22 protein-coding genes are annotated in these 23373 nt (G+C 63.8%); 13 read left to right on the top strand and 9 right to left on the bottom strand.

What is annotated here, in order from left to right:
- Nucleotides 1–37: 37 nt before the first annotated feature.
- Nucleotides 38–868, bottom strand: coding sequence for a hypothetical protein (locus EOA32_RS03715; RefSeq protein WP_128370916.1), 831 nt, complete (start codon nt 866–868; stop codon nt 38–40).
- Nucleotides 869–1071: 203 nt separating this feature from the next.
- Nucleotides 1072–1503, bottom strand: coding sequence for a L,D-transpeptidase (locus EOA32_RS03710; protein ID WP_066999783.1), 432 nt, complete (start codon nt 1501–1503; stop codon nt 1072–1074).
- A gap of 254 nt (nt 1504–1757) precedes the next feature.
- On the opposite strand from EOA32_RS03710, the gene EOA32_RS03705 reads away from it, so the two are divergent.
- The 5 genes from EOA32_RS03705 to EOA32_RS03685 all read left to right on the top strand — a co-directional run bounded on the left by EOA32_RS03705 (nt 1758) and on the right by EOA32_RS03685 (nt 8091).
- Nucleotides 1758–3035 (top strand): acetylornithine deacetylase/succinyl-diaminopimelate desuccinylase family protein, encoded by a 1278-nt coding sequence (locus tag EOA32_RS03705; protein WP_128370915.1) that lies wholly within the window; start codon nt 1758–1760, stop codon nt 3033–3035.
- A gap of 115 nt (nt 3036–3150) precedes the next feature.
- Nucleotides 3151–4629 carry an ABC transporter substrate-binding protein gene (locus EOA32_RS03700; RefSeq protein ID WP_128370914.1) on the top strand — a complete coding sequence of 493 codons (1479 nt, stop codon included), beginning with the start codon at nt 3151–3153 and terminating at the stop codon, nt 4627–4629.
- Between the two features lie 29 nt (nt 4630–4658).
- Entirely contained in the window at nt 4659–5606 is a 948-nt protein-coding gene (locus EOA32_RS03695; protein ID WP_128370913.1) for an ABC transporter permease, read from the top strand.
- On the top strand, nt 5603–6472 hold the full coding sequence (locus EOA32_RS03690; RefSeq protein ID WP_128370912.1) for an ABC transporter permease: 870 nt from the start codon (nt 5603–5605) through the stop codon (nt 6470–6472). The genes EOA32_RS03695 and EOA32_RS03690 overlap by 4 nt, the downstream gene beginning before the upstream one ends.
- Nucleotides 6469–8091: a dipeptide ABC transporter ATP-binding protein gene (locus tag EOA32_RS03685; RefSeq protein WP_128370911.1), complete on the top strand. Its 1623-nt coding sequence runs from the start codon at nt 6469–6471 to the stop codon at nt 8089–8091. Before EOA32_RS03690 ends, EOA32_RS03685 begins: the two co-directional genes overlap by 4 nt.
- A gap of 15 nt (nt 8092–8106) precedes the next feature.
- Here EOA32_RS03685 and EOA32_RS03680 read toward each other — a convergent pair whose 3' ends face one another.
- Nucleotides 8107–8532 carry a TerB family tellurite resistance protein gene (locus EOA32_RS03680; RefSeq protein ID WP_066999766.1) on the bottom strand — a complete coding sequence of 142 codons (426 nt, stop codon included), beginning with the start codon at nt 8530–8532 and terminating at the stop codon, nt 8107–8109.
- A 112-nt stretch (nt 8533–8644) separates the two neighbouring features.
- On the opposite strand from EOA32_RS03680, the gene EOA32_RS03675 reads away from it, so the two are divergent.
- The 4 genes from EOA32_RS03675 to EOA32_RS03660 all read left to right on the top strand — a co-directional run bounded on the left by EOA32_RS03675 (nt 8645) and on the right by EOA32_RS03660 (nt 11131).
- Nucleotides 8645–9430, top strand: a complete 786-nt coding sequence (locus tag EOA32_RS03675) for a TSUP family transporter (protein WP_128370931.1) — start codon at nt 8645–8647, stop codon at nt 9428–9430.
- Nucleotides 9431–9482: 52 nt separating this feature from the next.
- On the top strand, nt 9483–9653 hold the full coding sequence (locus tag EOA32_RS03670) for a hypothetical protein (protein ID WP_082980616.1): 171 nt from the start codon (nt 9483–9485) through the stop codon (nt 9651–9653).
- Between the two features lie 138 nt (nt 9654–9791).
- Nucleotides 9792–10625 carry a helix-turn-helix domain-containing protein gene (locus EOA32_RS03665; protein WP_066999761.1) on the top strand — a complete coding sequence of 278 codons (834 nt, stop codon included), beginning with the start codon at nt 9792–9794 and terminating at the stop codon, nt 10623–10625.
- Between the two features lie 86 nt (nt 10626–10711).
- Nucleotides 10712–11131: a VOC family protein gene (locus EOA32_RS03660; protein WP_066999758.1), complete on the top strand. Its 420-nt coding sequence runs from the start codon at nt 10712–10714 to the stop codon at nt 11129–11131.
- Between the two features lie 152 nt (nt 11132–11283).
- On the opposite strand, the gene EOA32_RS03655 is transcribed toward EOA32_RS03660, so the two are convergent.
- A complete protein-coding gene (locus EOA32_RS03655; RefSeq protein WP_095778482.1) occupies nt 11284–12759 on the bottom strand; it encodes a cobyric acid synthase in 1476 nt (491 codons plus the stop codon).
- Complete coding sequence (locus tag EOA32_RS03650; RefSeq protein ID WP_066999751.1) at nt 12759–13364, bottom strand: dimethylsulfonioproprionate lyase family protein; 606 nt, start codon at nt 13362–13364, stop codon at nt 12759–12761. Before EOA32_RS03650 ends, EOA32_RS03655 begins: the two co-directional genes overlap by 1 nt.
- Nucleotides 13365–13502: 138 nt before the next feature.
- Between EOA32_RS03650 and EOA32_RS03645 the strand changes: the two genes are divergently transcribed.
- Nucleotides 13503–14669: an isobutyryl-CoA dehydrogenase gene (locus tag EOA32_RS03645; protein ID WP_066999748.1), complete on the top strand. Its 1167-nt coding sequence runs from the start codon at nt 13503–13505 to the stop codon at nt 14667–14669.
- A gap of 24 nt (nt 14670–14693) precedes the next feature.
- Nucleotides 14694–15578 (top strand): 3-hydroxyisobutyrate dehydrogenase, encoded by an 885-nt coding sequence (gene mmsB / locus EOA32_RS03640; RefSeq protein WP_128370910.1) that lies wholly within the window; start codon nt 14694–14696, stop codon nt 15576–15578.
- A gap of 321 nt (nt 15579–15899) precedes the next feature.
- Here the strand turns inward: mmsB and EOA32_RS03635 are convergent, their stop codons facing one another.
- The 4 genes from EOA32_RS03635 to EOA32_RS03620 all read right to left on the bottom strand — a co-directional run bounded on the left by EOA32_RS03635 (nt 15900) and on the right by EOA32_RS03620 (nt 20804).
- Nucleotides 15900–17279, bottom strand: a complete 1380-nt coding sequence (locus tag EOA32_RS03635; protein WP_128370909.1) for an aspartate aminotransferase family protein — start codon at nt 17277–17279, stop codon at nt 15900–15902.
- A gap of 50 nt (nt 17280–17329) precedes the next feature.
- Nucleotides 17330–17452 carry a capsid protein gene (locus tag EOA32_RS03630; protein ID WP_066999731.1) on the bottom strand — a complete coding sequence of 41 codons (123 nt, stop codon included), beginning with the start codon at nt 17450–17452 and terminating at the stop codon, nt 17330–17332.
- 32 nt (nt 17453–17484) lie between these two features.
- The gene (locus EOA32_RS03625) at nt 17485–19554 is read right to left on the bottom strand and encodes a prolyl oligopeptidase family protein (RefSeq protein WP_128370908.1); all 2070 of its coding nucleotides are present in this window, start codon (nt 19552–19554) and stop codon (nt 17485–17487) included.
- 89 nt (nt 19555–19643) lie between these two features.
- On the bottom strand, nt 19644–20804 hold the full coding sequence (locus EOA32_RS03620) for an MFS transporter (RefSeq protein ID WP_128370907.1): 1161 nt from the start codon (nt 20802–20804) through the stop codon (nt 19644–19646).
- A 255-nt stretch (nt 20805–21059) separates the two neighbouring features.
- Here EOA32_RS03620 and EOA32_RS03615 point away from each other — a divergent pair, with 255 nt between their 5' ends.
- The gene (locus tag EOA32_RS03615) at nt 21060–22637 is read left to right on the top strand and encodes a trimethylamine methyltransferase family protein (RefSeq protein ID WP_128370906.1); all 1578 of its coding nucleotides are present in this window, start codon (nt 21060–21062) and stop codon (nt 22635–22637) included.
- Between the two features lie 53 nt (nt 22638–22690).
- The coding region (locus tag EOA32_RS03610) for an FAD-binding oxidoreductase (protein WP_145971271.1) at nt 22691–23373 on the top strand (683 nt) is incomplete at its 3' end.

Genomic DNA, 23373 nt, shown 5'->3' with positions numbered 1-23373 from the left:
CGAGGACTAAGTCCACGCGGCTCCAGGTTCTGCTGTCTCAAAGCGGAGCGGGGATGGTGAAGTTCGGCCGGAACGTATCCATCGTGGCACCGTTGCGATCCTCGGAAAGCAGTGTGTCCGAGCCGAAGCTTGCCCGCAGGCCAACCACGTATTTGTGGATGTTCACGCTGCCTGAAGCCTCCGAGATGGTCAGGTGATCCAACTGGTAGCGCCCGAATACCGACCACGGCGTCCCATCGAACCTGTATGTAGCCTGCAAGGCGGCTGTGACAGTATCGAGGTGGCCGCCATCCGCGGAAAGCCTCGAGAAGCCGAGTTCGCCATCGAAACGGAGATTGTCCTGGGCGAAGAAGCGCACCACTCCACGGCCGCCCCAGTTGTCCAAATGCTCCGAAAAGCCGCTGGCCCGCAACTGGCCATAATAAATTTGGCCGTAGATCGTCACGTTGCCGAAATAGGCCTGAGCCTCTGGACCGACAGTGAAGGTATAAAGGTCTAAGTCACCGATGCCGTTATCGCCGCCAAATCCGTTTATCGTCGCAAATCCACCCAGCGCATATGAGCTCGGATCGCGCCAGTAGCCATGGATCGCACCGCCGTAGCTGTAGATGTTCGTGCCTTCGACCCAAAGCGAATCGATCACCCCGTCAGTCTGGATGTTCCAGCGGGCGTCGATCGGGAAATTCACCCGAACAGCGCCGCCGGCAGTCGTGCCATCCGAGTCGTCCCCGGGGGTCGCGAAATAGAGACCTCCGAGATAGATTTCGCCATAACCTGATATATGCGGCTGCGCGAGTTCCTGGTCCAGAAGAACGGGTGCATCGGCAGCAAAAGCCGAGGTTGCGGTTGCCGCGATCGCAGCGCTCAATAGAAATCGATACATTAAAGTCCCCAAGCAGCCAGAACAACGCTTGTACTTACCACTGCGCCGTCATGCAAACCAGCTTCGGCGATGCTCACGCTAGTATAAGCTGTTTGTTTTCGAAGCATGTGCGGCATTGCTGCAACGCTCCGAGCAGGCGCAGCCATCAAATGCTGCCTGCGGGCCTAGGCAGCCCTCTCCGGCCCGTTTCAATCGGTGACGACGATTCGCGTGTTGCCGTAGCCGGCTTCCTTCACCATCGAATAGAAGGTCGCGGCATTGGCCGTATGCAGGCGCACGCAGCCATGCGAGGCCGGACGCCCGAGATACTTCACGGCGCCGGTGCCGTGAATGGCGTAGCCACCGCGGAAGAACACCGAATACGGCATCGGCGAATTGTCGTACTTGCGCGAGTACCACATCCGCGCGGTCCATTGCGGCCGGTAGCTGCCGCGCGGTGTGAAGTAGCCCCTACGGGCCGTCGATACATTCCAGCGATACAGCACCTGGCCGTATCTGCTGACGGTCATCGTCTGCGTCGAGACGTCGATATTGGCGACCAGCGAAGCCGCCCGGCTTGCGATCGACGTGCCGAGCAACGTGGTTGCCAGCACGGCCGCCATGAGGCTGGATTTTTTCATGCGATGAACCCCCTTCGATTGCCCCCTGCCATCACGTGGTTCTTTTCCATCATTTTTGCCGGCAGGTGCGTTAAGTACCACACACTCCTTGACAAATTCGCCAATTCGATTCGCGAATTTGAATGATTTCCCGTCATAGTTGCTGGGCCGCCACCCACTCTCAACGGTTTAAGCGCGAGCCTGCCCTCAATCATTGTCCGGCAACCGCGAAAGGCAGCTTGCAAAAGCGCCGCGTTGCTTTTTCAATCGGCAGGATGAATGAACGACTCCTCCGGGCCGTCGATGACCGGGTCGACGACCTGATAGCGCTGACCGCCGAGCTCATCCGCTTTCCGACCGTCAATCCGCCCGGCGAGGCCTACCGGCCATGTGCCGAGTATCTCGGCGCACGCCTCAAGAAGCTCGGCTTCGAAACCGAATTCATTCGCGCAGAAGGCACGCCCGGCGACACCGACCGCTACCCGCGCGTCAATGTCGTCGCCCGCTTAGACGGCCGCTCGCCCGGTGCCTGCGTCCATTTCAACTCGCATATCGACGTGGTCGAGGCCGGCGAAGGCTGGACCGTCGATCCTTTCGCCGGCCTGGTGAAGGAAGGTAGGGTCTACGGCCGCGGCGCCTGCGACATGAAAGGCGGGCTGGCGGCTTCTGTCATTGCCGCCGAAGCCTTCATGGAGGTCTACCCCGACTTTCCCGGCGCCATAGAGATATCCGGCACGGTCGACGAGGAATCCGGCGGGTTCGGCGGCGTCGCCCATCTGGCGAAGCTCGGCTATTTCTCGAAGCCGAAGGTCGACCACGTCATCATCCCCGAGCCGCTGAACAAGGACCGCATCTGCCTGGGCCATCGCGGCGTCTGGTGGGCCGAGATCGAGACCAAGGGCGAGATCGCGCATGGCTCGATGCCGTTCCTCGGTGACAACGCGGTGCGCCATATGGGCGCCGTCGTGCAGGCCTTCGAGGACGAGCTTTTCCCGGCGCTCGACCGCAAGGTGACGCGCATGCCGGTGGTGCCCGAGGGCGCCCGGCGCTCGACCATGAACATCAATTCCGTGCATGGCGGCCAGACCGAGGATTTCCGGCCGGGACTGCCCTCGCCCAACGTGCCGGATTCCTGCCGGCTGACCATCGACCGCCGCTTTCTGCTCGAGGAAGACCTCGCCACCGTCAAGGGTGAAGTCACCGGCATCCTCGACCGGCTGAAGCGCGAGCGAGAAAAGTTCGACTACGAGATCCGCGACCTGATGGAGGTGCTGCCGCTGATGACCGAGCGCGACGCGCCGGTGGTGAAAGCCGTCGCGAGGGGCATCATGGAAATCTTCGACCGCGAGCCGGAATACGTCATCTCGCCCGGCACCTACGACCAGAAGCATGTTGCCCGCATTGGCCAGATCTACGACTGCATCGCTTATGGCCCCGGCATCCTCGATCTCGCGCATCGGCCGGACGAATGGGTGGGCATCGCCGACATGGTGGACGCGGCCAAGGTAATGGCGATCGGCCTCAACGTGCTGCTGCGCGGTACGACCGGCTGATCGGGAAAAACATTTCCCTTGGCGCCACCCGGCAGCACGAAACGCAATTTACTCACAGGCCAAATCACGCTTCTATCGGCTGGGCTTGTCCGTTTGACCGCATGGGAGTTCGGCAATGAAACTGTGGAAGACCATTTTGGCCGCCGCTGTGCTTACTTTCGCGGCCGCCACGTCGGCATTTTCGGCCCGTACCGACCTCGTCATCGGCATTCCGCTCGAACCCCCGCATCTCGATCCGACCGCGGGCGCCGCCGCCGCCATCGACGAGGTGCTCTACGCCAATGTCTTCGAAGGTCTCACCCGCATCGGTCCGAACGGCGAGGTGATCCCCGACCTTGCCGAAAGCTGGACCATCTCGGATGACGGCAAGATCTACACTTTCAAGCTGCACACCGGGGTGAAATTCCACGACGGCAGCGATTTCAGCGCCGATGACGTGAAATTCTCTCTCGACCGTGCCCGGGCCGACAATTCGGTCAACGCCCAAAAGGGGCTGTTCGCGCAGATCGACAAGGTCGATGTCGTCGATCCGGCGACGGTGAAGGTCACGCTGAAAAACCCGCAAGGCTCCTTCCTGTACAATATGGGCTGGGGCGACGCGGTGATCGTGTCACCGAAATCGGCCGACACCAACAAGGAAAAGCCGGTCGGCACCGGCCCCTTCAAGTTCCAGAGCTGGGCCAAGGGCTCGTCGATCACGCTTGTGAAGTCAGATAATTACTGGGGTGCCCCGGTTGCGCTCGTCAAGGTCGAGTTCCGCATCGTACCCGATGCCGCCGCGGCCGTGCCGGCGCTGCTTTCCGGCGACATCCAGGCCTTCCCCTTCTTCGATCCCGACAGCGTCTCTCAGGTCAAGGACGATCCGCGTTTCAAGGTGGTGATCGGCTCCACCGAAGGCGAGACGATTCTTTCGATCAACAACAAGAAGCCGCCCTTCGACAAGCTCCAGGTGCGCCAGGCCATCTCCTTCGCGCTCGACCGCAAGGCGATCATCGACGGCGCCTCGGCGGGCCTCGGCGTGCCGATCGGCTCGCATATGTCGCCCGCCAACAAAGACTATGTGGACCTCACCGGCCTCTATCCGCACAATGTCGACAAGGCCAAGGAACTGCTGAAGGAAGCCGGCCTAGAAAAAGGCTTCAAGGCGACGCTGAAGCTTCCGCCGCCGTCCTATGCGCGGCTTGGCGGCGAGATCATCGCGTCCGAGCTTCGCGATGTCGGCATCGATCTGGAGATCATCCCCGTCGAATGGGCGCAATGGCTGGATCAGGTCTTCACCAAGAAGGACTACGACCTCACCATCGTCTCCCACACCGAGCCGAACGACATCGATATCTATTCGCGCAAGGACTATTACTTCAACTACGACAACCCGGCCTTCGACGCCATCATCGCCAAGCTCAACCTGACCTCGGACGAGGCGAAGCGGAAAGAGCTGCTGGCAGAGGCGCAGAAGATCCTGGCCGACGACGCCGTGGTCGGCTTCCTTTACGAGTTGCCGAAGGTCGGGGTCTGGGACGCGAAGCTGCAGGGCCTGTGGGAGAATGCACCGATTCAGGCCAATGACCTTACCAAGGTGAAGTGGACGGATTGACGGCCGGCGCGGTCGCCTGATCGCCTCCCATGCCCACCTATCTCCTCAAGCGCCTCATCATCGCGGCCATCACGCTGGTGCTGGCCTCGATGGTGGTGTTTGCGGTCATGGAAATCCTGCCTGGCGACCCGGCGCGCCTGATGCTGGGCTTCAACGCCAGCGCCGACCAGGTCGAGCTGTTGCGCAACCAGATGGGCCTGAACGCGCCGCTTGTCCTGCGCTACCTGCACTGGGCGGGCGGGTTGCTCAGCCTCGATTTCGGTCGCTCCTACACCTATTCGGTTCCCGTCATCGACCTCGTGGGTGAGCGCGTCGTCGTTTCTCTGCCGCTGGCGCTAATCGCGCTGGCGCTGTCGACCGTCATAGCCATTCCGGTCGGGGTGTTTTCCGCCGGCCGCCAGGGCCGGGCCGGCGACACAGTCGCCATGGGTGCTGCCCAACTCGGCGTTGCCGTGCCGAATTTCTGGTTCGCGCTGATGCTGATCTATCTCTTCGCCGTCTGGCTGCGGCTGGTGCCGGCGGGTGGGTTTCCTGGCTGGGGCGCCGGGATCTGGCCGGCGGTAAAATCGCTGCTGCTGCCGGCGGTGGCGCTGGCGCTGCCGCAGGCGGCGATCCTGGCGCGCGTCGCCCGCTCGGCGCTGATCGAGGTGCTCAACGAAGACTATATCCGCACCGCCCGCGCCAAGGGTCTGCCCTACCGCGCCGTGCTCTGGCGCCACGCGCTGCGCAACGGCATGATCCCGGTGCTCACCATTCTCGGCCTGCAATTCGCGTTCCTGCTTGCCGGCACCATTATCATCGAGAATGTCTTCTATCTGCCGGGGCTTGGACGGCTGGTGTTCCAGGCCATCACCCAGCGCGACCTGATCGTCGTCGAGAGCGTCGTCATGCTGCTGGTCGCCGCCGTGATCGCCGTCAATCTGCTGGTCGACTTCTCCTACGCCGTTGTCGATCCGCGGCTCAGGGGCCGGCAATGACGGTGCGCGTCGACCTGCCCGAGGAAACGCTTGCCGGGGTTCTGGCCAAAGCCTTCGGCAACCGCTCTTTTCTGATCGGCTTCGCCATCACGCTGCTGGTGGCCGCGATTGCGCTGCTCTCCTTTGTATGGACGCCCTACGACGTCACCAAGCTGGTGATCGCAGACAAGACGCAGGCGCCCTTGTGGACGCATTGGTTCGGCACCGACCATTTCGGTCGCGACATCCTTTCGATGATCATGGTCGGCGCACGCAACTCGATCGCGGTGGCGCTGGTGGCGGTCGGTATCGGCATGGGCATCGGCGTGCCGCTCGGCGCCTTCGCGGCGGCGCGGGGCGGCCTTGCGGACGAGGCGCTGATGCGCATCAACGATCTCGTCTTCGCCTTCCCGGCGCTGCTGTCGGCGATCATGATCACGGCCATTTTCGGCCCGGGCGCCGTCAACGCCATCATCGCCATCGGCATATTCAACATCCCGGTCTTTGCGCGCGTGGCCCGCGCCGGCGCCTTGGCGATCTGGCCGCGCGAATTCATCCTCGCCGCACGGGCTGCCGGCAAGGGCATGACGCAGATTTCTATCGAGCACATCCTGCCCAACATCGCGACACTGCTGCTGGTACAGGGCACGATCCAGTTTGCGCTGGGCATCCTCGCCGAAGCGGGGCTTTCCTATGTGGGACTGGGCGCGCAGCCGCCAATGCCGAGCTGGGGCCGCATGCTGTTCGACGCGCAGACGCGGATGGTGACGGCGCCGTGGATGGCGATCTTTCCCGGCATGGCGATCATCGTGACCGTGCTTGGGCTCAACCTGCTCGGCGACGGCATCGCCGACATCCTCGATCCGAAATCGCGGCGGCGGCGATGAGCCTGCTCCAGATCGAGAACCTGTCGCTTGTCATCGGCGGAACGCCGATCCTGAAGCAGGTCGAGCTTGCGATTGCGCCTGGCGAGGTGGTCGGCCTGGTCGGCGAATCCGGTTCCGGCAAATCGATGACGGCGCTGACGATCATGAGCCTGCTGCCGCATCTAGCTCAAGCCAGCGGACGCGTCACTTTCGACGGCATCGACCTCCTTGCAGCGAGCGAGGACCAGATGTGTGCGCTGCGCGGCGACGACATCGGCATGGTTTTCCAGGAGCCGATGACGGCGCTCAATCCAGTCAAGACCATCGGCGAGCAGGTGGCCGAGGGCATTCGCTGGCACACCAGGGCGGGCCGCGCCGAGGCCGAGGATCGAGCGCGAAAAATGCTCGACCGTGTCGGCCTGCCGGAAGCCAAGTTCCCGCTGTCGCGCTACCCGCATGAGCTCTCCGGCGGACAGCGCCAGCGCGTCGTCATCGCCATCGCCTGCGCGCTGAAGCCAAAACTGCTGATCGCCGACGAGCCGACCACGGCGCTCGATGTGGTGCTGCAGGCGCAGATCCTCGACCTGCTCCGCGACCTCGTCAGCGAAAACCGCATGGGCCTGCTGCTCATCTCGCACGATCTCGCGGTGGTGACCGAGATGGCCGACCGTCTGACCATCCTGCGCCATGGCGAAGTGATGGAAGCCGGCGACACCGCGCGCACGCTGTCGGCACAACACCACCCCTACACGCGCGAGCTGGCGCTGGCTTCCATGCATGTGCCGGCGCGGCCCAAAAAACACCTTGCCGGTTCGGCAAAGCCGCTGCTCGAAGTCGAAGGCCTGAGCCGCGACTATCCGGGTCGGCGCAAATCCCTGTTCCGGGCGGCAGAGCCGATCCGCGCCGTCGACGATGTATCGCTAACCATCGAGCCGGCCCAGTCGGTAGCCCTCGTTGGCCGTTCCGGCTGCGGCAAATCCACGCTCGCCCGCATGATCCTGGCATTGGACAAGTCGACGGCGGGCTCAATCCGCTTTCGCGGCGAGACCATCACCGGCAAGTCAGAGGCCGAGCTGAAGCCGGCCAGGCGCGACATGCAGGTGGTCTTCCAGGACCCTTACGGCTCCTTCGATCCACGCCAGAAGGTCGAGAAGCTGGTCGCCGAGCCGTTGCATCTCCTGGAGACTCAGCCGTCGAAAGCCGAGCGGCGCGAGATGGTCGCGCATGCGCTGCATGAGGTCGGACTCGGCCCGCGCGACATGGACAAATACCCGCATGAATTCTCGGGCGGCCAGCGCCAGCGCCTGTCGATCGCCCGCGCCATCATCACCCGCCCGAAACTGGTCGTCGCCGACGAGCCGGTCTCGGCGCTGGATGTGTCGATCCGCGCCCAGATCCTCGACCTCTTCGCCGAGCTTAACCAGAAGCTCGGCATCGCCTATCTGTTCATCACCCATGACCTGACGGTTGCCCGCGCCATGTCGGACGAGGTGCTGGTCATGCATGAGGGCAAGATAGTCGAGCGCGGCAGGACGGCCGATGTGCTCGACAGCCCGCGCTCGGAAGCCGCGCAGGCGCTGGTCGCGGCGGCGCCGGACCTTCACCGTGCGATAGCGCGACGCATGCAGGAACAAGGGTAAGCGGCGAGCCCGCGCTCAGCCCTCCGGTTTGACCAAATCCACCGGGCTGATGTCGAGCAGGTCGAGCGTGCGACGCAGCAGCTTCACCTCGCTCTCGGCAAGCTTGGAATCCGCCTTCGCGATCTCGGCCATGTGGCGCGCAAGCAGCTTTCGCCGCTCGACATCGAGGTCGCGGAACAGCGCGATCGCTTGTGAGCCGTTGGTCTCGTAGCCGTAGTCGTTGAGATATTCGACGACGCTGTCGATCGAGGCTTCGGGAATGCCAAAGGCTTCCTTGCAGATGTGCCGGAAGGCGACCATCTCGCTCTCCGACACCGCGCCGTCGGCCAGGATCATCCGGAACAGCATCAGAAGCTCGGCCGACAGCACCGGATCGTCCGCTACCTTGCGCACGCCCGGGTCGCCGTCGAAGATCGAGCGTATCTGGTCGAGCAGCGCCATCGCCGTAAGCCTCCCTTTGCGATTCCGTTGAAATTGTTAGCGTGGAATCGGTCTTGCGCAAACTGTCTAAGCATGATGGAAGCAGCCGTCCCCCGCCTTGACCCACAGCCCGATGATCGACCTTACCTTGCAGACTGTCTTCATGCTCACCGCAGCCGCTTTCGCGGCGGGCTTTGTCGACTCGATCGCCGGCGGTGGCGGCCTGATCACCATCCCGGCGCTGCTCCTGGCGGGCTTCTCTCCGGTGGCAGCGCTCGGCACCAACAAGCTGCAGGGCATGTTCGGGTCCGGCTCGGCCACGATCCATTATGCCGCCAATGGCCAGGTCGATCTGCGCCGACAACTGCCTCCCGCGCTGCTGGCCCTTGTTGGCGGCGCCATCGGCGCCCTGCTGGCGACGATCGTGCCCGGCGACTTCCTGCGTGCCCTTTTGCCGGTTCTCCTGATCGCGATCGCTCTCTACTTCGCGTTCAAACCCAACATGAACGACGTTGACCGCGCAGAACGTCTGTCGCCGCTCCTCTTCGGCCTAACGATTGTGCCTGCCATCGGCTTGTACGACGGTCTGTTCGGCCCAGGCACGGGCTCGTTCCTTATGCTCGCCTTCGTCAGCCTTGCCGGCTATGGTCTGCTCAAGGCGACCGCGCACACCAAGCTGCTCAATTTCGCCTCCAACATCGGCGGCTTCGTCGTCTTCGCCGCCGTCGGCCTCATCGACTGGAAGATCGGTCTGATGATGGGTGTCGCCCAGTTTCTGGGCGCCCGCCTCGGCGCAGGCCTCGCCATCAAAATCGGCGCAAGACTGATCAAGCCGCTGCTGGTGATCGTGTGTGTAGCGCTGGCGGTGAAGCTGCTTGCCGACCCGGCCAATCCCCTACGCCAACTCATTGGTGTGTGACTGTCCTGCTGGTAGAATTCGGGTGTTGCGAATCATGTTGGAGGGACCAGACATGAATCTTAGTGCGCCCACGCAGATCGTGTTCATTATTTCGTTGGTCATCGCCGTCATTGGCCTTCTCGCCGCTCTCGGCCTTCTTGCGTTCATTCCTCTCGCGTCGGTGTGGATCATGCTCATCGCCTATGTCGTGCTCGCCGGCGGCTGTCTGATGCGCGGCGCTTGACGCAATTCCAGGAAAAGTGTGCAGCGGTTTTCCGTCCGGAATTGCGTTAACCGCCAACACCAATCTCAGGCAACTCGGGGCGCCCGGCCTTGCCGGGCGCTTTTGATTTTTGCGAGCGTGTTCTGCTAGGCTCGCGGCATGTCCGACGAGACGGAGCGCCATCGGCAGGATACTCGCTCTCCCGCCCTCCATTTCGAGATGGTGCGGCGCAAACCCGCCGCTTCTCTCGCAGGCATCGTCACGGATATCTGCGGCTACCGGGAAATACGGCCAGGCCATTTCCGCATGGTCGAATATGCCTCGCTGACCGTACCGCTGGTGATCAGCTTCGCCGGAGCCTTCGCCATCGGGCTCGGCCGCAGCCCGGGCGACAACGATCGCTATGCCAGCTTCGCCGCCGGTCTCTATGCCGGCCCGGTCATGATCGAATCCTTCGGCGCCGCCTGCTGTGTCCAGGTCAATTTCACGCCGCTCGGCGCCAGGCAATTCTTCGGCCTGCCGATGAGTGAGTTGCGAGACCGCTTGGTCGGGTTGGACGATGCGATGGGCTTTGATGGCATCGCGCTGCGCGAACAACTCGGCGAAGCGTCGGATTGGGACAAGCGCTTCGACATTGCCGAGGGTTTCATCGCAGGCCGCCTCGCGGACGCGCATGCGCTTTCGCCCGAAATCGCCTGGGCCTACCGGACGGTCATCGCATCGGGCGGCCGCACCCGCATTTCGGCGCTCGCCAGCGAGATCGGCTGGAGCCGCAAGCATCTGGCGGCGAAATTCACCGACGCGATCGGCATCGGCCCGAAGACATTGTCACGCATCCTGCGCTTCAACCGCGCGCTGTCGCTGTCGAAGCGGCAGGACGACAACTGGGCCGGCATTGCCGCCGATTGCGGCTACGCCGACCAGGCGCATCTGGTGCGCGAATTCCGTCAGCTTGCCGGCGAAACGCCGTCCGGGCTCGCCGCACTGATCTAAGCCTCAGGCGAGGTAACATTTCTTCAAGACGTGGAAACCGCCTTCGCACAGACTGGCATTCATTCAACCGCCACAGGGATATTGTCATGCCAACAACAAACGAAGCACCCCGTCTCTATCCAGCCCTGCGATACAGGAACGCCGCTACGATGATCGACTGGCTCAGCGAGGCCTTCGGCTTCGAACTGCGCTCCCGTTATGGCGATGGCGACATCGTTCACCACGCGGAACTGACCTTTGGGTCCTCGATGATCATGCTGGGCACCGCGCGCGACGACGATTACGGCAAGATGGTCGGCGAGCCCGGCGGTGGCGGCGGCAAGTCCATCTACATCGCCGTCGATGACGCCGATGCCGCCTATGCCAAGGCGAAGAAGGCCGGCGCCAGGATCACCCAGGAACTGGTCGACCGCGACTATGGCAGTCGCGAGTTCATCTGCCTCGACCCCGAAGGCAATGTCTGGTCCTTCGGCACCTACTGGCCGAAGGCGGGCGAGAAGGCGTAGTTGCTATCCGCGCCGGCATTTGCGGCTGGCGAAAACGCCTGAACTTCGTCATCCACGGGCGGAGCGGGAGCGAAGCGGACGCGAAGACCCGAGGATGACGATGCGACGGAAGCTTTCGCTAATGGCAAGCGTATGCGCATCGACGGGAGGACCTACCGCGCCAGCCCGAAAAGCGCATCGCAGTCGAGATGCTTCTCCAGCTCGGCCGCGACCTCGTCCAGCGCCTTCTCGACCTCGGCGCGATAGTCGATGCCCCCATCCTTGACCCCGAGGCTCGCAAGGTAGGCCGCGCGAAAAGCGTCCGCTGCAAACAGCCCATGCAGATAGGTGCCGATAACCTTGCCATCGGCGGAGACCGCGCCGTCCTCGAAGCCGTTGATGATCGCCGAAGGCCGCGCCGTGTCCGGGCCGGTGGTGCGGCCGAGATGGATCTCGTAGCCTTCGAGCGGCAGGCCGAACTGCACCGAATGAGCGCTCGAGTTGCGCACCGTTTTTTCCGGTTCCATCACCGTCTCGATGTCGAGCAGGCCAAGGCCCTCCGTCTCGATGACGCTGCCTTCGATGCCATTGGGGTCGCGAACCTTGCGGCCGATCATCTGATATCCGCCGCAGATGCCGACGACATGGCCGCCGCGTTTGCGGTGCGCGGCAAGGTCGCGATCCCAGCCATTCTCGCGGAATTTTATCAGATCGCCGATGGTCGATTTCGAGCCCGGAATGACCACCAGCCCGGCATCTTCCGGCAGCGGCTTTCCCGGCGGCACGAACACCACCTCGACCTGCGGCTCGGCCTTGAGCGGATCGAGATCGTCGAAATTGGCGATCCGCGCCAGCATCGGCACCGCCACCTTCAGTGCCCGCCTTTCGCCCGAGGCAAGGCGCTCGAGCACAACCGAATCTTCGGACGGCAGCCTTGCCGCGGACTTCAGCCAGGGCACGACGCCGAAACAGCGCCAGCCGGTAAACTTGCCGATGGCACTGACCCCATCGTCGAATAGCGAGACATCGCCGCGGAACTTGTTGATGAGATAGCCAGCGATCATGCGCCGGTCTTCCTCCGGCAGGATCAGATGCGTGCCGGCGACGGAAGCAATGACGCCGCCGCGGTCGATGTCGCCGATAAGCACCACCGGGACGTTGGTACGCGTGGCAAAGCCCATATTGGCGATGTCGCGGCTTCTAAGGTTGATCTCGGCCGGCGAGCCGGCGCCCTCGACGATGACGAGGTCGGCGTCCTCGCCGACCTTCGCCCAGGAATCGAGCACCGCATCCATCAGCCTTGCCTTCATCGCCTGATAGTCGCGCGCCCGCGCCTCGCCAAAAACCTTGCCCTGCACCACCACTTGCGAGCCGATGTCGCTTTGCGGCTTGAGCAGCACCGGGTTCATGTGCACGGTCGGCCTCACCCCGCAGGCCAGCGCCTGCAGCCACTGCCCGCGGCCGATCTCGCCGCCGCCGGTCTTGTTGTTGCCGGGGATGTCGGCGACGGCGGCGTTGTTGGACATGTTCTGCGGCTTGAACGGCCTGACCTTCAGTCCGCGTTTTTTTGCTGCCCGGCAGAGCCCCGCCACCAGCACCGTCTTGCCGACATCCGAGCCAGTGCCTTGCAGCATGATCGCCCTCGCCATCAGCCCCTGCCCTCCGAGCCGATGATCGATTTCTGCGCGAGCGGTCCACCTCGCCAGATATAGAGCGCCATCAATGGCTCCTTGCCGGTACGCATGGCGTGATTGACGTTGGACGCATGGTGGATGATTTCGCCCGCCGCTCGAACCCGAAAGCCGGCCTCGCCCATGCGCCACTCGGTGCCGCCGGTCAGCGGAATGTAGATCTCCTCGGCGGTGTGGTGATGGTCTGGGTAGACACTGTCGGGCCCGAGGATCAGCAGGCCGCCGGCGACCTCGTCATTGACGAAATGCCCCCGCGTGCCGAACACCTCCAGCCAGCCGTAATTGTCGATGAAGAGCTGTCCGAAATCGGCAGCGGTATAAGTCTGCCCCCAGCACAGCTCGTTGCGATGGTCCGCGATGAACCGCGTCAGCGGCCCGGCGTCCCGCGGCGCAAGCTCCGCAATCCGATCGAGATGGCGAAGGCAACGAAGCGCACGTGGTTCGCGCGAACGAGAGGGCATGTGCCAATCGATGCGCGCGACGGCGTCCGCAACCAGATCGCTGTCGATGCCGGCGAGATAGAAGTGGAACCGGTCCAGCAGCTGATCGAAAATTGTCGGCACGCAAGACTCCGTTGATCAATCCATGCACAGCCGGTCCGCGGCGGGCTGGGTTGCGCGGCGGCATCATTGGTCTAGATTGATCGCTGCGCAAAGCCAAAAACGACAGGCCACAAGGCCTGAAACGACAGGGAGCACGCCATGGACGCGGCAGTCGATGCGGGCACTGGCCAATTCGAACTCACCGAGCAACAGCGCGCCATAAAGGAGATGGCTGAGGCCTTCGCGGCCGATCGGGTCGCGCCGAACGCGCTCGACTGGGACCGGGCAAAGCACTTTCCGGCCGACGTGATCCGCGAGACAGGGCCGCTCGGCCTGGGCGGCATCTATGTCCGCGACGATGTCGGCGGCTCGGCGCTCGGTCGGCTCGATGCGGTGCTGATCTTCGAGGCGCTGGCGCATGCCGATCCGGCCTTCTCCTCCTTCATCTCCATCCACAATATGGCGGCCTCGATGATTGACCGCTTCGGCAGCGACGAGCAGCGCCGGCGCTTCCTGCCGAAGCTGACCACGATGGAATGGCTGGCGAGCTATTGCCTGACCGAGCCCGGCTCCGGCTCGGATGCCGCCGCCTTGAAGACGAGAGCGGTGAGGAGCGGCGGCGACTATATCTTGAACGGCGCCAAGCAGTTCATCTCGGGGGCTGGCGACAGCGACCTCTATGTCGTCATGGCGCGCACCGGCGGCGACGGGCCCAAAGGCATTTCGACCCTGGTGGTGCCCAAGGATGCGCCCGGCCTCTCCTTCGGCGCCAATGAGCATAAGATGGGTTGGCATATGCAGTCGACCCGCCAGGTCATCTTCGAGGATTGCAAGGTGCCGGTCGAGAACCTGCTTGCCACCGAAGGCGCGGGCTTCGGCATCGCCATGGCCGGGCTCGACGGCGGCCGGCTCAACATCGCCGCCTGCTCGCTGGGCGGCGCGCAGTCGGCGCTCGACAAGGCGCTCGCCTACACGAGCGAGCGCAAGGCCTTCGGATCGAAGATCAACCAGTTCCAAGCCCTGCAGTTCAGGCTGGCCGACATGGAGACGGAGCTGCAGGCGGCCCGCATCTTCCTCTATGCCGCCGCCTCGAAGCTCGATCTCAAGGCGTCGGATGCCGGCAAATGGTCGGCGATGGCCAAGCGCTTCGTCACCGACATCGGCTTCGACGTCGCCAACGAGGCGCTGCAGTTGCATGGCGGCTACGGCTATCTGCACGATTACGGCATCGAGAAGCTGGTGCGTGATCTGCGCGTCCACCAGATCCTCGAAGGCACCAACGAGATCATGCGTGTCATCATCGCGCGAACGCTGATCGGCCGCTGAAGCAGCAAATTTCGGGAGACAACGATGGCAACGATCGCCTTCATCGGCCTTGGCAATATGGGCAACCCAATGGCTGCCAACCTCGTAAAGGCGGGGTTTGCGGTGCAAGGCTTCGACCTCGTGCCGGAGAACCTCACGATCGCAAAAGAGCATGGCGTCACCGTCATGGCCAATGCCGTCGCCGCGGTGAAGGACGCCGACGTGGTGATCACCATGCTTCCCGCCGGCAAGCATGTGCTGTCGGTCTACGAGGACATCGCGCCCAAGGCGAAGAAAGGCGCCTTGCTGATCGATTCCTCGACCATCGATGTCGAATCGGCACGCAAGGCTCACGCCATTGCCGCCAGGCACGGCTTGCCTTCGATCGACGCGCCTGTGTCCGGCGGCACCGGCGGCGCGACCGCCGGCACGCTCACTTTCATGGCCGGCGGGTCGGACGCAGCATTCGCCTCAGCCGAGCCGATCCTGAAGCCGATGGCCGGCCGCATCGTTCATTGCGGCGGTGACGGCGCCGGCCAGGCCGCCAAGATCTGCAACAACATGATTCTCGGCATTTCGATGATCGGCGTCGCCGAAGCCTTTGTGCTCGCCGAGAAACTCGGCCTGTCGCACCAGGCGCTGTTCGACGTCGCCTCCACCTCCTCCGGCCAGTGCTGGTCACTGACCACTTACTGCCCGGTGCCCGGCCCTGTTCCGGCGTCGCCCGCCAACCGCGACTACAGGCCGGGTTTTGCTGCCGCCCTCATGCTCAAGGACCTGAAATTGTCGCAGGAAGCCGCGCAAAGCGCCGGCGCCGTGACGCCTCTGGGCGCCGAGGCGACGCAGCTCTACGCGCTGTTCAATGCGCAGGGCAACGCAGGCGCCGACTTTTCCGGCATCATAAATTTCCTGCGCGGCGATCAAACCTAAGCAGCTGCTTGCAAAGGGTTATTAGCCAAATTTTTCGACAGAAATCCGGCAAATTTAGATTTGCTTAAGGTCTCGCTAACTCACCGGTAACGATGTGCCTTTAAAACGGACTGCGAGGCGGACATCGCAACCGCCCGGCGCTCCGGATCAGGTCTCGCGTACCGGAGCCCGTAAGTTTCGCAGGTCTCGAGTAGCGAAACGCCATGCGTATCTGGCAAAGCCGCGTTCCCTTCTGGGACGCGGTTTTTGCGTCTGGGCAAGGCTTCGCTGCAGATTCGGGTCGCCGGGCACCCTCCAGCAAGGGCGCCCGGCTGTGTTTTCTCAGCGCTTCCGCAAATCCGCCTCCGCAAGGTCGAGCGCCTTGGCGATGCGCTCGCAGGCCATGTCGATGGTGTCGCGCGTCCAGATCAGCGGCGGCGACAGTATCATCGTGTCGCCGGTGGCGCGCAGCATCATGCCCTGCGAGATCGCGTGATCGCGCACGACGACCGCCGCACTTCCCGACGGCAGGTATCGTTCCTTGGTCGCCTTGTCCTTGACGATCTCTATCGCACCCATAAGACCGATCGAGCGCACCTCGCCGACCAGCCTGTGGCCGGCGATGCGCTCCTGCAGCGCCTGCGCGAAATAGGGACCGGTGTCGGTCCTGACGCGCTCGACCAGACCTTCCCGTTCAATGATCTCGAGGTTCTTCAGGGCCACCGCGCACGCGACCGGGTGACCGGAATAGGTGTAGCCGTGGTAGAACTCGCCGCCCTTTTCGACGAGCGTCCTGCTGATGCGGTCGCCGACCAGGAGCGCCGACAGCGGCTGGTAGCCGGAGGTCAGCGCCTTGGCGGTGGTGATGGTGTCGGGCTGGACGTCAAAGGTCTGCGCCGCGAACCATTCGCCGGTGCGGCCATAGCCGGTAATCACCTCGTCGAGCATCAAGAGCACATCGTATTTGCGGCAGATGCGCTGCACCTCCGGCCAGTAGCTGATCGGCGGGATTTTCACACCGCCCGCACCCATCACCGGCTCGCCGATAAAGGCGGCGACCTTGTCGGCGCCGGCTTCGAGGATGGCGTCCTCGACGGCCTTGGCGGCGCGCAGGCCGAAATCGTGGTCGCTTTCGCCGGGCAGCGCGAGCTCATAGGCATAGGGCATCATCACATGGACGATGTTCGGCACCGCGCCGCCGAGCTGCTTGTGCATGGGCTCCATGCCGCCGAGCGAGGTGCCGGCGATCGTCGAGCCGTGATAGGCCATCTTGCGCGAGATGATCCGGTTCTTCTCAGGCTTGCCTTCGAGCGCCCAATAGTGGCGCACGAGCCGCAGCGCTGTGTCGTTGGCCTCGGAGCCGGACGAGCCGTAGAAGACCTGACCGACATGCTCCGGCGCCAGTTCCGCCAGCTTCTGCGACAGCAGCACCGGTGTAGGCGTCGAACACTTGAAGAAGGAGTTGTAGTAGGGCAGCTCCTTCATCCGGGCGTAGGCGGCCTCCGCCAGTTCGTCGCGGCCGTAGCCGACATTGACGCACCAGAGGCCCGCCATGCCGTCGAGGATTTCCGTTCCGTCGGAATCATAGATGAACGGCCCTTTGGCGTGGGTGATGATGCGAGAGCCCGCTTCACGCAGTTCCTTATGGTCGGTGAAGGGATGGAGGTGATGCGCGGCATCGATCTGCTGAAGCTGCTTCAGCGAATAGTTCTGATAAGTCATGGGTTTGTCTTTCCTCTTGAATCAATCCGGCGGTGGCCGGGGCGGATTCGTCAGAGGAAACGGGGCGGCGAATAGCCGATGCGGGCGCACAGCCGCAAAAGCTCGGCGCGCAGCGTGCGCGGTGACGGCGTCACCGCGACCCCGAAGGCGCCTGATGTGCTGATGCGGACCATGGCGGCACATTAAGCCGCCAACGGCCACCAATTCAAGCTGGACCGGCAAGCGTGCGCTGCAGAAAGACGTAGCGCATCGCCGTCTGCGCGGCCTGGGGCCGGCGATCGCCGCGCCCGCCATGGCCGCCTTCGGTCTCTTCGAAGAACAGCGTCTTGCCGTGACCGGCGGCCTGCAGCCGCGCCGCCATCTTGCGCGCATGCCCCGGATGGACGCGGTCGTCCGCGGTCGAGGTCATCAGCAGCACCGGCGGATAGACGGCACCGGTCGCCACACGCTGATAGGGCGAATAGGCGGCGAGCCATGCCGCCTCCTCCGGCTTTGACGGATCGCCATATTCCGCCATCCACGAGGCACCGGGCGGCAGTTCGGTGTAGCGCAGCATGTCGAGCAGCGGCACGTCGATGAGGACGGCGCCGAACAGCTCCGGACGCTGCGTCAGCGAGACGCCGGTCAGCAGGCCGCCATTCGAGCCGCCCTGAATGCCGAGTTGTGCCGCCGTGGTGATGCCGCGCCTGACCACATCCTCGGCGACCGCGGCAAAATCATCGAACGCCTTCTGGCGCTTACCCTTGAGCGCCGCCTGATGCCACGCCGGGCCGAACTCGCCGCCGCCGCGGATATTGGCCTGCACATAGGCATTGCCCTTGTCCAGCCAGAGCCTACCGCGGATCCCGGCATAGCCGGGCAAGAGCGGCACTTCGAAGCCGCCATAGCCATAGAGCAGAGCCGGCACCGGTCCCGTCTGGTCGCGCCGCCTGACGACGAAATACGGGATCATCGTGCCGTCCTTCGAGCGCGCCTCGAACTGCTCCGAAACATAGGGCGATGCATCGAAGCGCGGCGGCTGCGATTTCACGGTTTGAAGCGAGTCGCCATTGTCGTCTGACCAAATGATCGAGCTCGGCGTCAGGAAATCGGTGAAGGAGAAGGAGACGCTGGAGCCGAAATGCTCGGCATGGCTGATGCCGACATTGCCGTTGTCGGGCAGGTCGACCGGCTTCACCGACCAGCCATTGCCGGTGCGGTCGCAAACGACGACCTTGCCGCGCACATTGTCCATCAGGTTGATGAACAGCCGGTCCTGCGTCCTCGCGAGACCTGCGATTGAAACGCGGGGCTCCGGTTTGAGCAGCGTCTCGACCGGTTCGAACAAACCGGTTTCAATCCAGCGGTCGAAATCCACGGAATAGAGCCCATCCGGCAGGCAGCGCGTGCCGTCCGGCGCCGTCCACGGACTGCGGACGCCAAAGACGAGCTGTCCCTTGAAGATCGCCGTGTCGGTCGCGTCGTCGGGCAGCGGGATGCGCCGGTTCTCGCCCGAAGCCATCCGCAGAAAACTGTGCGAGGTGAAGAAGTCGATGGTCTTGCCGAGCATGACATGTTTCTTGTCGCCATCGAACTCCACGCCGCCGCCGACCGCGAGATGATTTTTTTCGCCCTCGAAGATCGACGTTGCCTTCTCCAGCTTCGTGCCGCGCCGCCAGAGCTTGATCACCCGCGGATAGCCTGACTGAGTTTTGTCCTCGTCCTCGAAAGCCGCCGAGACGATCACCGTATCCCTGTCCAGCCAGGAAAAGCCCGACTTCGAAGCCGGTGCCCGAAACCCGTCCTCGACGAAGGATTTGGTCGCAATGTCGAACTCGCGCATCTCGCTGGCGTCGCCGCCGTCCGGCGACATGAACAGCAGGCAGCGGTCGAAATCGGGATAGAGCCGGCTCGCGCCGCCGAACACCCATTTCACGCCTTCCTTGGCCGAGAGCTGATCGAAATCGAGAATCGTTTCCCATTCCGGCTTGTCGGTCTTGTAGGAGGCGACTGTCGTGCGGCGCCACAAGCCCAGCGCGTTGGTCTTGTCCTGCCAAAAATTGTAGACGTAACCGGCGAGCGCCGAACCGACCGGGATATTGTCCTCGGCCGTCATCAGGTCGAGCGCGGTCTCGAATGCCGCCTGATAGGATGAATCGCCCTGCAGTTCGGCGACAGTCGTCGCATTCTGGCGATGGACCCAGTCGAGCGCTTCCTTGCCGTTGCGATCCTCCAGCCACAGGAAAGGATCCTCGACCGGCAATTCAGGCTGGGTTTGGGTCATCGGGCTGGTCATGCGGGTCTCCGGGTCTCGCGGTCCTGCCTACATCGCGTTCGCCGCGCCAACATTCAAGGGCAGCGCTGCCTGCGCTCAGCCAGCCGGCCCTACATCACCCGCCGGCGAATGACGGTGGCTACAACCAGCGCCGCGCAGATCGCGCCGAGCGTCACCGGAAGCCCTGCGGCGCCGATCAGGTCCATCACACCGCCGGTCAGCGGCGGCACGAGGATGCCACCGACGCCCCACATCAAGGAGAAGGAGGCATTGCCCGCGACCAGCGCCGAGCCGGTAAAACGCTCGCCGAGCTCGATGATCGACATCGTGTAGATCCCGTAGGAAACCGCGCCCCAGATGAAGACGCAAGGCCAGATCAGCGGCGTCTCGATGAGCGCCGGCAAGAGCGCGCAGCCAAGAACCGTCACCGAGACACAGCCGAATCGCACGAGGCGCGCCGTCAGTCTTTCGGCGAGCAGGCCGAGCGGCACCTGCATGGCGATGTTGCCGGCGATCATCGTCGACAGCAGCGCCGACATGCGCGTCTCGGGAATGTCGAAGTGGGCGCCATAGACAGGAAGCAGCGCCAGCACCGACTGCTCGAAACCGGCGGCGGCGACGACCGCCGACAGGAGCAGCCAGGCGAGCGGCATGAAGCCCAGCACAGAAACTTTTTCACCTGCCTCGTCGACCCTAGGCAGACGTTTCACCACGACCGCCAGGCAGGCGCCGCAGAAAAGAAAAGCAAAGATGCCGACCAGAAAAGGCGGCCAACCCTCCGTGCCGACCGCCAGCAGGCAGAGCGGTCCGGCCGCGAACCCAGCCGAGATGATGGTCGAATAGATGCCCATGACGCGCCCGCGCCGCGACGGCGGCGCCAGCGCGATCACCCAGATTTCGCTGAGCACATAAAGCGGATTGGTGACCACGCCGACCAGGAAGCGCAGTGGGAACCACAAATAGACGTCCTGCGTCCAGCCGATCAGCGCCAGCACCAGTGCCGAGAGCCCGGCGCAGGTGAGCGCAGTGCGCCCTGCTCCGAACCGGCGCGCCAGCCCCGGGATCAGTGGCGAGGACAGGATGAAGCCGACCGGCGTCATTGCCGCCGACAGGCCGATCACCGCCGGCGACACGCCCTGACGCTGCAGGATGAAGCTCAGCAGCGGATAAGAAAGCCCCTGCGCGATGGCGAACACCGACACGGTCGCGATCACGCCGGTGATCGCGGCCCACTGCACCGTCTCGCCGGTCTCTGATTTCGCCAGAGCCATCATTCCTGCTCCATTCAACGGAGGCTTAGCCGCTGCCCGCGACAGCCGTAAGGGCCAACCGACGGCAAGGGCGCATGTTCCAGCCAATCCTTGTCAGGAACGCCGGCAGGGAATGCTTTGGCGGCGGCAATTCGGCGGGCCAATCTGCCCTTCCGTCATGTCGCTTCCCTCGCCCTAGTGGTCGCCGCCTCCTTACCGGCAGCATTGCCGCCGGTCCATTATGCCGACCACTTTCGCATCCCCACGAGGCCTCTCATGACCGCCGCCCTTCATCCCGCCGAACCGGCCTTGGCAACAGATCGCGCCCGCCGCGGCGGCCGTGCTGGCAAACGCGCCGGCGGATCGGCAGCCTTCGAGCAGCCGCCGTTCCGGCAGCTTAAGAACCCGCTGGTGCCCACCAGGCTGGTGTCCGACGACGAACTGGAATCGATCCACCTCGCCTCGCTGCGCGTTTTGAAGGAGATCGGCGTCGACGTGCTGCATGACGAAGCCCGCCGCATCATGAAGGCGCATGGCGCCGACGTTCGCGAAGGCAGCGAGCGCGTTCGCTTCGACAGCGACATGATCCTCGAGCTCATCGCGCACTGTCCGCCGGAGTTCACGCTGCACGCCCGCAACCCGGCGCACAATCTGCGCTTCGGCGGCAACAACGTCATCCTGTCGATGATGGCCTCGGCGCCCAACTGCTCCGACCTCGACCGCGGCCGCCGCCCCGGCAACCAGGTCGACTACCGCAATTTCCTGCGCCTGGCGCAGATGCACAACATCCTGCAGTGCACCGGCGGCTATCCGGTCGAGCCGATCGACATCCATCCCTCGGTCCGGCATCTCGAATGCATCCGCGACCTCGCCACGCTGACCGACAAGGTCTTCCACATCTATTCGCTCGGCAAGGAACGCAATGTCGACGGCATCGAGATCGCCCGCATCGCGCGCGGCGTCAGCCGCGAGCAGCTGATGGAGGAGCCGTCGGTCTTCACCATCATCAACACCAATTCGCCGCTCAAGCTCGACGTGCCGATGATGGAAGGCATCATCCAGATGGCCAGCATGGGCCAGGCGGTGATCGTCACGCCGTTCACGCTCTCGGGCGCCATGGCGCCCGTCACCATCGCCGGCGCGCTGGTGCAGCAGAATGCCGAGGCGCTCTCCGGCATCGCCTTTGCCCAGATGGTGAAGAAGGGCGCGCCGGTCGGCTATGGCGGCTTCACCTCCAATGTCGACATGAAGTCGGGCGCACCGGCCTTCGGCACGCCCGAATACATGAAGGCGCAGCTCGCCGGCGGCCAGCTTGCCCGCCGTTACAATATCCCCTACCGGACCTCCAACACCTGCGCCGCCAACACGGTCGACGCTCAGGCCGCCTATGAAAGCGTCTTTTCGCTCTGGGGCGCCATCCAGGGCGGCGGCAATCTGATGATGCACGGCGCCGGCTGGCTGGAAGGCGGCCTGCGCTGCTCCTACGAAAAGACCATCCTCGACATCGACCTCCTGCAGATGGTGGCCGAATTTCTCACCCCGCTCGATCTCTCCGAAGACGCGCTCGGCTTCGACGCCATCCAGTCGGTCGGCCCGGGCGGCCATTTCTTCGGCACCCAGCACACGCAGGAGCGCTACAAGACAGCCTTCTACTCGCCGATCGTCTCCGACTGGCGCAATTTCGAGACCTGGACCGAGGCGGGCTCGCCGACGGCGCTGGAACGCACCAACAAGGTGTGGAAGGAGCGCCTCGCGGCATACGAAGAGCCCTATATGGACCCTGCCATCCGCGAGGAACTCAACGACTTCGTCGAGAAGCGCCGCGCCGAAGGCGGCGCGCCGACCGATTTTTGATCTTTCACGCCCCGCTCACTCGATTCAGTCTCTGCAAAAACGGACCTATCTTCATGAAATCCCATGTTAAAGCGGTTGTCATCGGCGGCGGTGTCGTCGGCTGCTCGGTGCTCTACCACCTCGCCAAGGCCGGCTGGACCGACATCATGCTGATCGAGCGCTCGGAGCTGACCTCCGGCTCGTCCTGGCACGCGGCGGGCGGCTTCCACACCCTGAACGGCGACCCGAACGTCGCCAAGCTGCAGGCTTATACCGTCCAGCTCTACAAGGAGATCGAGGAGCTTTCCGGCCAGTCCTGCTCGCTGCATCTGACCGGCGGCGTGATGATGGCCGATACCCCCGAGCGCATGGATTTCCTGCGGCTCGCCCACGCCAAGGGCCGCTATCTCGGCATGGATACCGAGCTGATCACGCCGTCGGAAGCCAAGGCGATGTTCCCGCTGATGGACGAGAAGAATTTCGTCGGCGCCATGTGGGATCCCGTCGAAGGCCATCTCGACCCCTCCGGCACGACCCACGCCTACGCCAAGGCCGCGCGAAAACTCGGCGCCGAGATCGTGCTGCGCAACCGCGTCGTCGAGCTGACGCAAGAAGCCGACGGCACCTGGAACGTCGTCACCGAGCAAGGCACGGTGAAAGCCGAGCATGTCGTCAATTGCGGCGGCCTGTGGGCGCGCGAGATCGGCCGCATGGTCGGCGTCGAGCTGCCGGTGCTGGCGATGGAGCACATGTACCT

The sequence above is a fragment of the Mesorhizobium sp. M1A.F.Ca.ET.072.01.1.1 genome (assembly GCF_004023325.1).
GTDB lineage: Bacteria > Pseudomonadota > Alphaproteobacteria > Rhizobiales > Rhizobiaceae > Mesorhizobium.
The sequence above is the reverse complement of the archived record's forward strand: the minus strand, read 5'-3'. Positions and strand labels throughout refer to the sequence as shown.